This is a genomic window from Paenibacillus sp. NPDC057967 (assembly GCF_042887015.1).
GTDB lineage: Bacteria > Bacillota > Bacilli > Paenibacillales > Paenibacillaceae > Pristimantibacillus.
The window spans coordinates 233979-247940 of sequence record NZ_JBHVQB010000007.1 but is presented as its reverse complement, the minus strand read 5'-3'; the positions used below and the strand labels follow the sequence as shown (position 1 = coordinate 247940).

7 protein-coding genes are annotated in these 13962 nt (G+C 44.8%); 5 read left to right on the top strand and 2 right to left on the bottom strand.

Going from position 1 to position 13962, the window contains the following annotated elements:
* Nucleotides 1-177 precede the first annotated feature (177 nt).
* Nucleotides 178-948, top strand: a complete 771-nt coding sequence (locus tag ACFVSO_RS19605; protein ID WP_387476669.1) for an ABC transporter ATP-binding protein — start codon at nt 178-180, stop codon at nt 946-948.
* Nucleotides 923-2842 carry an FtsX-like permease family protein gene (locus ACFVSO_RS19600; RefSeq protein ID WP_387476667.1) on the top strand — a complete coding sequence of 640 codons (1920 nt, stop codon included), beginning with the start codon at nt 923-925 and terminating at the stop codon, nt 2840-2842. The genes ACFVSO_RS19605 and ACFVSO_RS19600 overlap by 26 nt, the downstream gene beginning before the upstream one ends.
* Before the next feature lie 64 nt (nt 2843-2906).
* Here the strand turns inward: ACFVSO_RS19600 and ACFVSO_RS19595 are convergent, their stop codons facing one another.
* Nucleotides 2907-3122: a hypothetical protein gene (locus ACFVSO_RS19595; protein WP_120108263.1), complete on the bottom strand. Its 216-nt coding sequence runs from the start codon at nt 3120-3122 to the stop codon at nt 2907-2909.
* 232 nt (nt 3123-3354) lie between these two features.
* Between ACFVSO_RS19595 and yunB the strand changes: the two genes are divergently transcribed.
* Nucleotides 3355-4428, top strand: a complete 1074-nt coding sequence (gene yunB, locus ACFVSO_RS19590; protein WP_387476665.1) for a sporulation protein YunB — start codon at nt 3355-3357, stop codon at nt 4426-4428.
* Nucleotides 4429-4550: 122 nt separating this feature from the next.
* On the opposite strand, the gene ACFVSO_RS19585 is transcribed toward yunB, so the two are convergent.
* Entirely contained in the window at nt 4551-5582 is a 1032-nt protein-coding gene (locus tag ACFVSO_RS19585; protein WP_387476923.1) for a M23 family metallopeptidase, read from the bottom strand.
* A 280-nt stretch (nt 5583-5862) separates the two neighbouring features.
* On the opposite strand from ACFVSO_RS19585, the gene ACFVSO_RS19580 reads away from it, so the two are divergent.
* On the top strand, nt 5863-7416 hold the full coding sequence (locus tag ACFVSO_RS19580) for an RHS repeat domain-containing protein (protein WP_387476663.1): 1554 nt from the start codon (nt 5863-5865) through the stop codon (nt 7414-7416).
* 23 nt (nt 7417-7439) lie between these two features.
* Nucleotides 7440-13955 (top strand): polymorphic toxin-type HINT domain-containing protein, encoded by a 6516-nt coding sequence (locus tag ACFVSO_RS19575; RefSeq protein ID WP_387476661.1) that lies wholly within the window; start codon nt 7440-7442, stop codon nt 13953-13955.
* Nucleotides 13956-13962 lie beyond the last annotated feature (7 nt).

Genomic DNA, 13962 nt, shown 5'->3' with positions numbered 1-13962 from the left:
CAGAACAAGATTTGGCGGATTCCAGGAGGAATCCGTTTTTTGTTATTTTCGGCAGGCAACCGCCCGGCAAGTCACGCAACCTTGCAATATTGTAAGGTAGGTGAAGGAGTTGTTCATAGGCTCCGGACGCGATTCTGGCTACACTTAAGTTATACAAGAGAGTAGGAGTGGATCGCGATGGACGTATTGGAAGTGAAGGGCATGAACAAGATTTATCCCGGCAATGTGCCATACCGGGCGCTGAATGATATTGAGTTAACCGTAGCCAAAGGAGAGTTCGTCGGCATTATGGGACCGTCGGGCAGCGGCAAGACGACGCTGCTCAATGTCGTCTCCACCATTGACCGGCCTACCTCCGGACAGGTGCTGCTGAACGGCACGGACCCGTTCCGTTTGCTGCCGGAGGGGCTGGCGAGATTCCGCAGGCGGGAGCTGGGATTCGTCTTCCAAGCCTTTAATCTGCTGGATACGATGACGGTCATGGAGAACATCGTCCTTCCGCTTACGCTGGATCGGACTAAGGTAAGCGATATGCTGCAAAGAGCGGAGCGGATTGCCGAGAAGCTGGGCATCGCAGGCATTCTGAACAAGCGAACCTATGAAATTTCGGGAGGCCAGGCGCAGCGTACCGCAATTGCAAGAGCGCTGATTCATCAGCCGAAGCTTGTGCTGGCTGATGAACCGACGGGCAATCTGGATTCCAAGTCGGCCCGCGATGTGATGGAGCTAATGTCGGCGATGAACAAGGGCGAAGGCGCAACGATGCTCCTCGTCACCCATGATGCGATGGCAGCCAGCTATTGCGATCGCGTCGTCTTTATTAAGGATGGCCGAACCTATACCGAGATTCACTACGGTGACAACCGGAACGCCTTTTATCAAAAGATACTGAATGTATTGTCGCTGCTTGGAGGGAATGGACATGAATTTCCGACAGTTCGCGTATAGGAATGTTGTCCGCAAAAAACGGACGTATGCCGCCCATTTTCTAAGCAGCGCATTTTCCGTCATGGCGTTTTTTATCTATGCCGTGCTGCTCTATCATCCCGACCTGCAAGGCCAGCTTACCTCTAGCAGCGCGACAGCCTCGTATTTGGCAACCATGGGACTTAAAGTTTCGCAATATTTTATCTTTATCTTTTCGTTCCTGTTCTTGCTTTATTCTACAGGCGCGTTCTTGAAGGCCCGCAAGAAGGAATTCGGGATATTACTTGTGCTGGGCATGACGGAGAAGCAGCGGATGAAGCTGACCTTTGCCGAGAATATGCTGATCGGACTGGCGGCTATCGGCTGCGGGATCGGTGTAGGACTTTTATTTACAAAGCTGATCCTTTTGGCCAGCTCCCGGCTGCTTGTGTTGGAGGAAGGTCTGCGCTTCTATCTTCCGCTGCAAGCCGTATGGATGACAGCGGGTGCCTTCGCCCTGTTGTTCCTTGTTGTATCGATCCTGACGATACGTATAGGCCGGCAGAACAGCGCCTTAGAGCTAATCAAGGGGGATGAAAAGCCGAAGCCGGAGCCGAAGGCGTCGATCTGGCTGTCGCTGCTTGCCATCGCGCTTATTGCGGCGGGGTACGGCATGGTGTTCTATTTTGTCAACAAGTCGGCATTTTTCATGTGGCTGCTTGCCTTGGCTATCGGCTGTGTGGTGCTGGGCACGTATTTCTTATTCACACAGCTTAACGTCTATGTACTGCGGGCGCTCAAACGGCGCAAGTCCTTATTGTTCCGCGGCATTAATCTGATGTCGTTCACGGACATGGCCTACCGGGTCAAAGATAATGCCGTCATGTTCTTCATGGTGGCGACGGTTATGGCAGCCGCCTTCTCCGGGATTGGCGCCTGCTTATCCATAAGCGATCCGGGGCGAACGGAGAAGCAATATCCGTATGCGTTCACCTATTGGTATCATTCGGAGCATGACGGACGTGCCGATGAAGCGGTCGGCCGTATCGATGAAGAATTACGGGGAGAGGGATATTCGTTTAAGAGATCGAAGCTTGAGCTTGTAACTGCGGAGAACAGCGAATATTCCGTCGTGTCATTGTCTCAATTCAACGAGCTTGCCGGCATTAGAGGATTCAAGACGCATGAGCTGGAAGCGGATGAGCTGCTTATCTCCTCTGGTATTGTTGCCCGGTTTAGCGGCAAGTTTGAGAATGAATCGGTGATGCAAGCCGCAGCACAAGTGTTGGGAGACAACGGCGGTCAGCCAAAGCTGAAGGAACGAGTGGGCGATGCCATTATCGCGCAATCAAACGATGTCATCGTGCTGCCTGATCAACTGGTTGCCCGGCTGAAGCAGGAAGGCGCAGCTGCCGCCTCCGTCATGTATTACGTCTTGCCGGAATGGCAAGAAACGCTGGAGCTCGCGAGAGAACTTCAGTCTGATTTGGAGGCTAACTTTGCGGGAACCGGCCGATTTTCAGCACTTTCGATGGACCATTATCATGAGCGGCAGCTTAACGGCATTTTGCTTATCATTAGTGTATTGGTCGGCGTCGTGTTTTTCACCTTTGCGGCTAGCTTCATCTACTTCCGGCTGTATGCGGATGTGGAGCGGGATGAGAAGCAGCTTGGCATGACTAGCAAGCTGGGACTGAGTCCGAAGGAGCTTGGACGATTGGTTACGCGGCAGCTGACGGTTATGTTCTTCCTGCCGTTCCTGCTGGGCATGGCGCATAGCGCGATTGCTTTTATCAACATGGCGAGCTTGACGGGAACCTCTATGCTGACGAATGGTTTGATGATTTATGGCGTATTCTTCGGTATTCAAGTTCTCTATTTTCTGCTGATCCGCTGGCGGTATCTGAGTCGGATGCACAGGAAGCTGGTTGCATGAAGAAAGGCCATCCGAAGGCTGCGAAATGCAGCAGACGGATGGCCTGTCCGGTTTGTATGCATGCTTACCGCTTTCGCAGATCAAAAAACTCGCATGCTGATCTTTTATGATACATGAGATCGCTTACGGTGGATTGGGTCACGACGGTATGCTCGTCGAACCGTACGATAACGGAGCTCGCATCGACGATGTGGTTATCCTGAAATACCCGGATACGCGTACCTTTTTGCAGCGCTTCTTCAAAATCCGCGTCCGTCAGCAGCCTTCGGTTAAGCGACATGTTCGAACTCCCTTCCTGATAAGGCGTATTGCCTGTCATTGTTCCATGACCTATAGTCTATCGCATGATGTGCATTCAAACAACATCGGCTGAACAACCGGGGAGACAATCACTTTTTCTGACGCTGCAGCTATTAGGGAGAACGGGAACGTGTACCCGGGCTCGCCTTCTTTTTTGTCCAAACTCCGCATAAGTATGGAAGAGCGCAGGACGAGCGGACGGAGGGATGAAGATGGCAAAGTGGGGAAGGCGTGGCTTTCGGCTTGGTCCGTTTCGGGGCCTTGGAGGCTTTCGCAAAGTGAAGACGGTGACGTGGGGGAGTCCACGGTCCAAATCGACCTCCGCTAAGTCAGGCGGAGGAGCGAAGTGGGGCTCTGGCGGAGCGAAGCTCACTGGCATGAAGTGGGGCGGAAAGCCGCCTTCGGGGGGCCAAGGCAGCGGCTGGGGCAGACGGCAGCCGATCTTTCAATTCCGCCGCAGCAGCCGGAAGGCGCAGGTGTCCGCATGGGGGATGAATCCCAAGGAGGCGCGTCCGCGGCGCCGGATACGCAAGCGCAGCTTGCTGCTGCTGATGCTGGTCTTCATGCTGTTATTCACGGTGCCATCGTTTATTTTTATCGAACGGAATTTGCGCCCTCCGCTCATGAATATTGCCAAGGTCCGGGTGAAGCAGGTTGCCACCCAAGCGATTAATAAAGCCATTACAGAGCAGGTCGCCCGCAAGTCCGATTCAGAGAAGCTGATTGATTGGAAGATGAACGGAAATGGCAAGATATCGGGATTTATGCTGAATTACACGGAACATATGAGCATTACCTCCGAGACGATTGAGACGGTGCAAAGCACATTGAAGGAAATGAAAGATATACCGGAGCATATTCCGATCGGTCATGCGCTCAATAGTGCGATCATCTCCTCCTTCGGTCCGCGCGTGCCTGTCAAATTCGAGCCGGTCGGAGCGGTCAAGGTCGAGCTGAGCACGAGAGAACGCAACGCAGCCATCAATATGGTGCTGGTTGAGGTCTACATTAAAGTTGTCGCAGAGGTGTCCATCATTATTCCATTCGATACTGAGCCGGAGCTGGTGGAGACGGAAATCCCGATCTCATATTTGCTCGTTGTCGGCGATGTGCCGATGTACTATTACGACAGCTCGGGCAATCCCGTTGGGGAGAACGCGCCGCAAGCGCCTAATATATCAGTTCCGATCTCGCCGGGGACAGGGGTGTCTACCAGTCCGGGTACGGAGGAAGAGAAGAAGGCCGAAGACGGACATTCCCCGTTACTTCAGATGCAATCCGAATAATACTTTTGGGACGGATTCAACAGCACACAATCCCGCAGAGGCTGCCAGCCTTTGCGGGATTGTTGCGTTGGAGCGTATATATTTACTGCTTGGGAGGAGTGCAGTCAGCAGCAGGCTAAGGCTTAGCTCCTTCGGCGCTGGCGTTCTTGCTGCTCCCATCGCCGCAGCATCGGATACGGATCGAACGCCCACTCCACCATCCCGCGGTCGCTGTAGATGCCGTAGTGAAGATGCGGCGGGAATTTGCCGGAGGTGCCTGGTTTCCCGTAGCCGGAGCTGCCGACCCAGCCGACGACTTGTCCCGGCTCTACAATATCGCCGACCGCAAGCTTCTTGTCGAAGCCGGACAGATGAGCGTAATAGTGGTAGTGGTTGTTCAAGTCGCGAATGCCGATCCGCCAGCCGCCGAACCGATTCCAGCCTTTAATCTCGATCACGCCATAGCAGGTGCTTCTTACAGGCGTGCCATAGCCGGCGAACAGGTCGGTGCCTTCATGGCTGCGGCGGCCGCCCCAGCCCCGCTTGGCGCCCCATGTATCCTTGTAGGAGTAATTGTTGCCAACTGGCAAAGGAAAGGCATGCTGGAATAAATCAAGCTTGCCGTATTTCTTATAGATGGATGCGAACTGCTCAATCCGCTGCACGGAACGGCTGTTGCGGTAATAGTCCCATAGACCGATGGGAAACCGGACTTCGCTTGTTCCTTTCGCTGAAGCGAATCGGACAAGGGAATACAGCAGGTCGGTATCGCTATTGCGTTCCGCTAGTCCATTGCCGTCTCCGTCGCGTCCAATTCCGTTGAACCATTGGATGGATAGCGGGAAGCTATCATCGGAGTCGGGATTAAGCTCGCCTGCCCACCGCTCCTGCTCAATAAAGACGCCAACCGTCTGGCCGAGCTGAGGACGGGCCTTCGGCTTAGCTTTCGATATGGTTCGCTCATACTGATCGACAGCGGCGATCCAGTACCACTCCACGTTCGTTACGCTGCTCAAGCTGTCGTACAGCTCGCGCCGGACATCGTATTGATCCTTGACGGGAGCGGCCCCTGATTCGTCCATGCGGCTTGCCGCTGCCGCAACCGTCTTCCCTGCGGAGGATGCGGAGCCTCCCGGACTTATAATAAGCGACAAAGCCGTCACAGCGGCCGTCATCGGAATCCATACCTTCAATCTTCTCACCCTTTCAGAAGCATGACGGACATAAAGGTATGTTTTGCGGGTGGAGTGGATTTTATCCAAAAAATGATTTTAGGGTTGGGATAAGGTGGTTTTTGATTTAGAACGTATGTTGCCTATAGAAAAATATAGGTAGATATAGCATCTTATCCTACTTAAGAACTATTGGAAGTGATACTTTTAGGGTATACACTTAATTTGTTATATTTTATCAAATATAATAGAAAATAATAAAAATAAGAGAGGATGTATTTTGGTGATATTTAAAGGGAAACAAAGGTTTGGTTTTACAGGTATTTCTAAGAAAAAACTGGTCATCTTAAGTATGACTATTTTCTTATTTACTAGCTACTTTCATAGCTCGCAAAGTATTGCCATCAGCGAAAAAATGAAAGTGATTGATAATGCAAGCGAGATAAAAACGATTAAAACAGCTTCCATACAGAGTAAAGAAAATACTAAAAAAATAATTGTTGAACAATTACGTGCAGAGTCAATAGAAAAGTCACTTTTAAGCCTAAAAAAAGAAGATACGAAAAAGTATTTTTCCAATAAGAATTTAGTTCAGAACAAGCAGGTCGAGAAATATACCATCTTTATTTCCGATAGTCGCGACTCCTTAATATCTGCTATTAACTGGTCTCTAGATAATCAAATCAAGGTTTTGGAATTACCGACAAACAAAGATGATTTTACTGGAGAAGAACGGAAGGCAATCCGTATGGCCAGTGAAAAAGGACTTATTATTATTCGTACAGCTATTGGTATTGAAGAAAGTTATGAGCTTGATAAGGTAATAACAATTAATAAAGAAAATTCTGCGCAAAAGGTTTCTGAAAAAGCACTGATTGAAAGTTATTCTATCGAAAAGAATCAAATCGCATCTAAAAAATACACTTTAGCAGAAGGAACAACAAGTATAGAAATAATACTTTTAATGTTATCAGTAAATCCAAATATGAACCAATTGCAAGTTAACAATCTTCTTGAAATAAGCTCAAATCCGATTGGCATATTGGATAATAACGACTATGAAATAAATGTACCGAGAATCTTAGAATATATGTTATTGATGAAGAATGCTCCGAATCAAATGAGTGATTTCAATATGCAATCCCAGTCACTTGCTACGACTGCCAACACAACTCTACCTTCAATTACAGCGAGTAATATAACAACAAACTCAATAACCTGGAAGGTTGTTTATATTGATCCTAATGCATATGGGAATAGGTTGGAACTGTACGATTTTACAACTTCCCAGTGGACCGATATTTCCGGTACTTATTACACCAAAAACGGAAATTACATAACAAGTAATCTCAGGCCTGGAAATACCTACATGGGTAGACTGACCTATTTGGCTAATGGTGCATGGGTAAAAGTTGACCAAACGGTTAGTATTGTTGCTGTAGTACAACCATCAATAACCTCCAGTAATGTCCAGAGCAAATTCGCTACTGTCAACGTAGTATTTCCTGCAAATGCTGTTTATGGAAATCAAATTGAATTATATCACTATCCGAGTGGACAATGGACAAGAATAGCTAGTGATAGGGCTGAGAATGGGGCCTATGCTATTTATAACTTGAATCCCGGAGATCAATATTACGTTAAAATGAATTGGTATGATAATGGGTGGAAAAATAAGGGTATAAATTTCACGACATCGCTAGGCAATCAAGCATTAAGTATTAAATATGAATATGACTCTAATGGGCGACTCATTTACATTAGAGATTCTAACAACAATATTATTGCTACTTTTACTTATGATGATAACGGGAATATGAAATCTGTACAGAAATAAAAGGAAAAAATAGGAGGATTCATATGAAGAAAGTATTAATCTTTGCACTGAGCTTTTTAATGCTTATTACAAGTGTTCCTCAGACATATGCTGAGCCGCGATTGGAAGAGCAAGCTCAGGACCAAATAGAACAATATTTAATTAAATTCAAAGATATCGAAGCGGGAATTGATAGCCTGACCCCAGAGAGCATTATAAAAACATTCAAGCATGTTTCAATCCTTAATGTGACATTATCTCAGGAAGAATACCAAGATTTAACGGTGGACGAGAATGTTGAATTCATCGAAAAGAATAAAACCATTCAATTGACTGCTTCGCATAGTAATCAAGTCTCATCTAGCATTCAGGAGGAAAAGCTATTAGCGGATCATGCAGCCGCATCATCTCCAGTTAAAATAGCTGTGCTAGATACAGGTGCAACTTCTGAAGAACAAGCTGCAGGAGGAGCATCATTTATATCGGGTGAAGACAAATACCTGGATAGTCATGGACATGGTGGGGATGTCATTGCTGCGATAAAACAAAATTCCCCTGAATCTTTGTTGTATGCGCTGAAAATATTTGATCAATCAGGTGTTGCTTCATACAGCCAAATTATTGAGGCTATCGAATGGTCTATAGATAATGAAATAAAGATTGTGAATATGAGTTTCAGCCATTCAGATTATTCTCTAGCATTGGCTGAAACTATGTATATGGCAAGTGAGAAAGGGATTTTACTCATTGCGGCTGCCGGTGACCAAGCCTCCGATCAATTGGAATTCCCTGCCGGTTATAATACGGTTATTGCAGTAGGAGCAGTGGATGAAGAGTATCAGCTTATGCCTCAATCGAATAGAGGGACACATATTGATTATGTAAGCTATGGCACAAGCGATGAAGGTCAATATGACGGCACAGGTATAGCGACTGCGAATGTAACAAGTATTACAGCTAGATATATGGCGGCTTTTCCTGGACTAGGTTCATCTGAAATCAATGAAATGATGCGATTAAACACTTTGAAGCTGACGCCAGCCGAATTATTTGGCTATGGTTTCGCACAATTCATACTAGCGACAGAACCACTGGAAGGTGTGGATGAAGAGCTACCTTCACTTCCATTTCCCGAAGATGAGCCCGTTGAAAGCGATCTTCCAGAATTTGAAGGAACTGCAGAAGAAAAAAGCTATTTGCTAAAAAAATATTTGGAGTTAGAAGCGATTAGAATTCAGAAAGAAACCTCTGATCCATACTCTGAGCAGGCAGTGATTCAAGAACGTGCGAGACTAAATAATGAATATCTTGAAAAAGAAAAATTATTTACAGCATCTCATAAAGCATCGGTATCCAATGGCCTAAACAATCGCGATGGTGAAATACTGGTTCCTGTAAACATCTCGGACACGGCTGAAAGTGAAAACGAGTCCATATTCGGGGACGATTTCTATTTGAATAGGGAGAATTTCTCACCTAATGAGGTTACAGATAAGAGTATTCTTTCTGAAAAAATCTTAGAAGAATCTACAGCTCAACAGGATGAGGAAAAAACAAGTTTCACAATTGAAGATCACAAAGATCGTGAAAAAAATGAGGAGACTGAGAAAAACTCAAGCGGTGCAATGAATGAGCTAAGTATTCAAAGTACCAATGACCCCAATATAGTGGCTCCTCAAATGAAGATAGACGAAGCTCCCTTTTCTGTAGAGTTATATAATGAGAATGTATCTATGTTATCCGGCTCGCTAAGCATATCAGAAACAGATATTACTTTGCCGGGCAGAAACGGGCTTTCATTTAGTCTAACACGTACCTATGATACGAGTAGCGCACAGTATTTCGATATGTACTATTCATATAATTACCGAACAAAATATTCGTTCGATTACTCGTACACAATCTCTGAAGCACCTTCATGGATCCCTAGAACATCTGAGGGAACGATGTCCAGATACACACGTTCAGAAATCGATGATTTATACAGCGTCGTAACAAGCGGTAGGTATAACGATAATTATGAGACGTTTAAAACCGTATATCGAGCAACCTCGGGCATATATTCCAACCCAGAAACTAGCTATACGAACCATACAAAAGAAAACCCGATAAATAAGAAATTCCCCATTGGTCAAGGTTGGACATGGAACATTCCTTATGTGAAAACCGAGGGAAGCAAAAAATATGTGACTGCTCCGGATTTGGGAACTTACGAAATCTCTGGAACTGCGCTCGTAAATTATCCTTGGTCGGATATGTCCTATGCCTATGATACTTCAATAACATATTTGGGTAGAAAGTCAGTAGGGGTATTAAAGTCGGTATTGGGTACCAAGATTTATTTCGATAATGATGGAAACGCGATATATATTCAGGACAAGAATAATAATTATATAGGTTTCGGTTATAGTGAAATAGCGACGTATGGTACAGTACTTACTTCGGTTAGTGATGCCATCGGAAATACGATCGTTATCGAATACCCACAAAACAAAGTGCTTATTAAATATAATAATAGTACGGTCACCTACGTCAAAGGAACTCTTGATGGCAGGGAAGTATTGAACCAAGTTATTGATCAGGTTGGTCGTCAAACCACTTACAGTTATACAGCGAGACAAGCCACGTTCCAGCTTGCGCCAAGTGGAGGAAGCAAAGCTAATAATTACACATTACTAACCAAAATTGTGCATCCAACGGGTTTACGAACTGAATATGCGTATGAATCATCCTATGTTCGAAGAAAGTGGGGAAGTTCAACATCGTATAATGATGTGTACAGGTTAGCTTCACGCAAAGATGTCGTGACCTTTGCTAACGGGCAAACGAAGGACTTTAATCTTTCCACATTTGTCTATCAAGGAGATATGGGAAGTCAACATGGAAGCAGTCACAATTTTTCGACTAAATTATTCGATCAGCAGCTAGAAACGACACATTCGTTCAACAAAAGATTTATAAACTCGGATACGGGATCAGCTTATTACCATACCAAGTCAGCGATTAAAGATTTAACTACTAACGTAAGTAAAGTCACGGATATGACTTATGATATGACGAAGACAAGGACGAATCCGCTTTCAGTTGCAACGTATTATACGAATGCGGCAGGCCAATCCTCGGCGAATCGGGCAACCGAAAGTTATGTCTACGATAATTTCAAAAACGTTACCAAACATTCCAATTCGTTGGGAGCTGTCAACGACTTTACCTATGATTCCAATCGCAGGTTAAAAAGTTCGATTCAACGCTTTAGTGCTGCTCAAGCTTTATATACGGAGATTGTGAGCCGTACGGCCCAAGGCGATCCGAAAGAGGTCATGATTCGAGCGAACTCGGCGACTGGTGCTATTTTGCAAAATGCGGTTTATTCCTACGATGCCCATGGGAACGTTACTGAAATACAGAATAAAGAGCAGAATCGCACCAATACCATAAAGGTTGAATATGGCACAGCCAATGGTTATAATAGCGCTTTTCCAACCAAAATCATAAAGTTGTATTCGGATGTAAACGGGGTTGCGAATCAACAGGAGCTCCAAGCATTATATGACAAACCTACCGGCTTGATTCAAGCTTTTACAGATGGGAAGAAAAACACGTCCACATTTACGTATGATAAACTAGACCGTTTGACGATAGTAACGCAACCCGACGGCTCGATGATCACTCAGCAATACCTGGATCTTCAAAATCAAATTACACATGAAGATGAACTGAAACGAAAATCCTATGTCAAATGGAATCCTCTAGGTCTTCATATGGAATCAGGTATTTATGTTGCAGGTGTTATGAGACCGCAGGTGAAAAATGAATATGATTCGAATAGTCGAATGATCTGGGCCGAAGATGCAATCGGCTTACGCACGACGTTCAATTATGATCGCTGGGGACGGGTTCTAACGGTTGCGAAATCCGGAAAGGTGCAGACTACCATTGCGTATGATGATTTCCTTGCCACTTCGGTGATAACCGACCCAACCGGCTATAAGGTCAGGGAGACAAGTGATTCGTATGGGCGGGTCATCAAGCGTGAGGATGGACAGGGGAATCAGTTCACTACAAAATGGACGGGGACTTATGATTGGGCCCATCAATTGCTAACCCAACAGGACGGGAAAAATTTACTAACAACGTATGTGTACGATCCGCTAGGAAGATTGTTGTCCGTGAAAGCTCCAGATAACCAGCTGTTCCAGTATAGCTATAACAGGTCTGGCAACATGATTCAAATGACGTATCCAGACGGTAAAATCGTCAAACATGACTACGATCAGATAGGACGACTTATTAAGACGACGGATCCGTTGAATAAGGTCGAGAAATATACGTACGACGCTAACGGGAATGTCTCTGCTTTCATCAATAAGAAAGGTCAACAAATCAACTATCTGTATAACAGTAAAAGAGACTGGCTAGAACAAAAGAGCGGCCCTGATCAAACTATTCGTTTTACCTACAATTTGGATGGTTCGAGAAAGACGATGCAGGATAATGGTACCCGAACGACAAAATACTTCTATGAATCGGATACGGGATATTTGGATTATATCGAGTATCCAGATACTAAAAAAATAGATTATGGATATGATGTAGCCGGAGATCTTGAACAAGTCATATTGCCATTCTCCGATCGGGTAAATTATCTGTATAACGATGAAAAACAAATTAAACAAGTGAATTGGAATAATGCCAAGCAAGTGGAATTTAGTTACGTATACGGGAACATGATTGATCAAATGAAATATGTCAATGGGCTCACCCATGATTATAATTATGCAAATGGGAAGATGACCGAGGTTTGGCATCTGAACGGTACTAATCAACTCAATAAATACATCTACAGCTATGATGTTAACGGCAACATCAATAAACGGGTCGAAAAGGTCTTGAATAAACCTGAAGAGACATATACATTCACATACGATTCGATGAATCGGCTGCAAACATCATCGCTCTTCAATGAAAGCTATACGTATGATGGTCGAGGAAATAGGCTTACCTTATCATCAAATAGCGGGGCTTATATTCCTGCAGGGAATGTATCCTATGAATACGACTCGTTGGATCGCCTTGTTAATTCCTTGAAAAATGGAACCTATGTCGAATATAAATATGATGGCGATGGCTTATTGGTGGAGCGGAAGGAAAATAATGTAACGACACGTTATTATTATTCTGGTCAGCTGTTAGTTTCAGAAGGAATTGTGCAAAGCAACAATACAGTAAAGGAGAAAGCAAGTTATTTGCAGGTTAATGGCCCATTAATGAGAGAGGATGGCTCGGACAACAAGTATTATTATATGAAGAACGGGCATGGTGATGTCGTAGAGCTTCGGTTAGCTACCGGCGCAGCTCAGAATAGCTATCAGTATGATATTTGGGGAAATACAATCCAGGCGATAGAACCCGTATCTAATCCATTCCGATACTCCGGAGAGCTATGGGATAATAGTGCGAGATTACAATATCTTCGGGCCCGCTGGTACGATCCAAGCTTGGGTAGGTTTATCAATGAGGATACGTATAAAGGGGAAATCAATAATCCGATAACGTTGAATCTTTACACTTATGTCTATAACAATCCATTAATTTATACGGATCCATCTGGTCATTGTGGAGTGAAAAGTTGGGTAGATGCTGGAGACTGCGTAGTTGATTTTATTCCAGTAGTCGGTGGCGTGAAGAGTGTCCAAGAAGCTGTAACAGGCAAAAATGTAGTGACTGGTGAGAAATTATCAGCAACTGATAGAGCGCTTGGCCTCATAGGTATCATACCGGGAGGGAAGTTAGCTGCTAAAGGTGGCAAAGGAATTGTTTCAGGAATAAAAAAGCTATTCAATCCTTGTAATTGTTTTACAGCAGGAACAAAAGTGCAAACAGACGAAGGCGAGAAGAATATCGAAGACATTGAGGTCGGAGATATGGTTCTTGCTAAGGATGAGAATAACCCTGATGGAGAGTTGGCTTACAAGGAAGTAACTGCACTCTATACAAATTACCGTAATGATATAATAAAGCTATACATTGGTGATCTTCTCATCGAGACAACAGATAACCATCCGTTTTGGGTAGAAGGCAAAGGATGGGTCTTAGCAGATGAGCTTAAGGTGGGGGATAAACTCCAAAAGGCTGATGGAAGTAGTCTGACGATTGATAAGGTAGAGTTTGTCATACTAGATGAGCCGGTGATGGTTTATAACTTTACGGTTGCTGACTTCCATACGTATTATGTGACTGATTTAGGCATTTGGGTGCATAATAGTAATTTATTTTGTGGTTCTGCCTCTGATCTGGCGGATTCGGCAAGAAAATCCAAGAAGATTGATGGGCTACAAGGTGTTAAAGTTTCAGCCGATTTAATTCATGATGCGGCGATTGATTTCGTTGGTAAAGGAGCAAAAGTGCAAAAAATTGATGGTGGTATGTGGTACGTCAGTAAAGATGGTCTAAGAAGAGTAAGAACAGGTCAAAAATCGAAGGGTGCGTATGAGGCTAACTTTGAAACTTTGGATAAAAACGGTAACGTTAGGACAAATTATCATGTTGAAATTGAATAGATTATTT

Coding starts and splice junctions, on each gene's coding strand:
- ACFVSO_RS19605 (WP_387476669.1), top strand. CDS start 178: ATGGACGTATTGGAAGTGAAGGGCATGAACAAGATTTATCCCGGCAAT.
- ACFVSO_RS19600 (WP_387476667.1), top strand. CDS start 923: ATGAATTTCCGACAGTTCGCGTATAGGAATGTTGTCCGCAAAAAACGG.
- ACFVSO_RS19575 (WP_387476661.1), top strand. CDS start 7,440: ATGAAGAAAGTATTAATCTTTGCACTGAGCTTTTTAATGCTTATTACA.
- ACFVSO_RS19595 (WP_120108263.1), bottom strand. CDS start 3,122: ATGTCGCTTAACCGAAGGCTGCTGACGGACGCGGATTTTGAAGAAGCG.
- ACFVSO_RS19585 (WP_387476923.1), bottom strand. CDS start 5,582: ATGACGGCCGCTGTGACGGCTTTGTCGCTTATTATAAGTCCGGGAGGC.
- yunB (WP_387476665.1), top strand. CDS start 3,355: ATGGCAAAGTGGGGAAGGCGTGGCTTTCGGCTTGGTCCGTTTCGGGGC.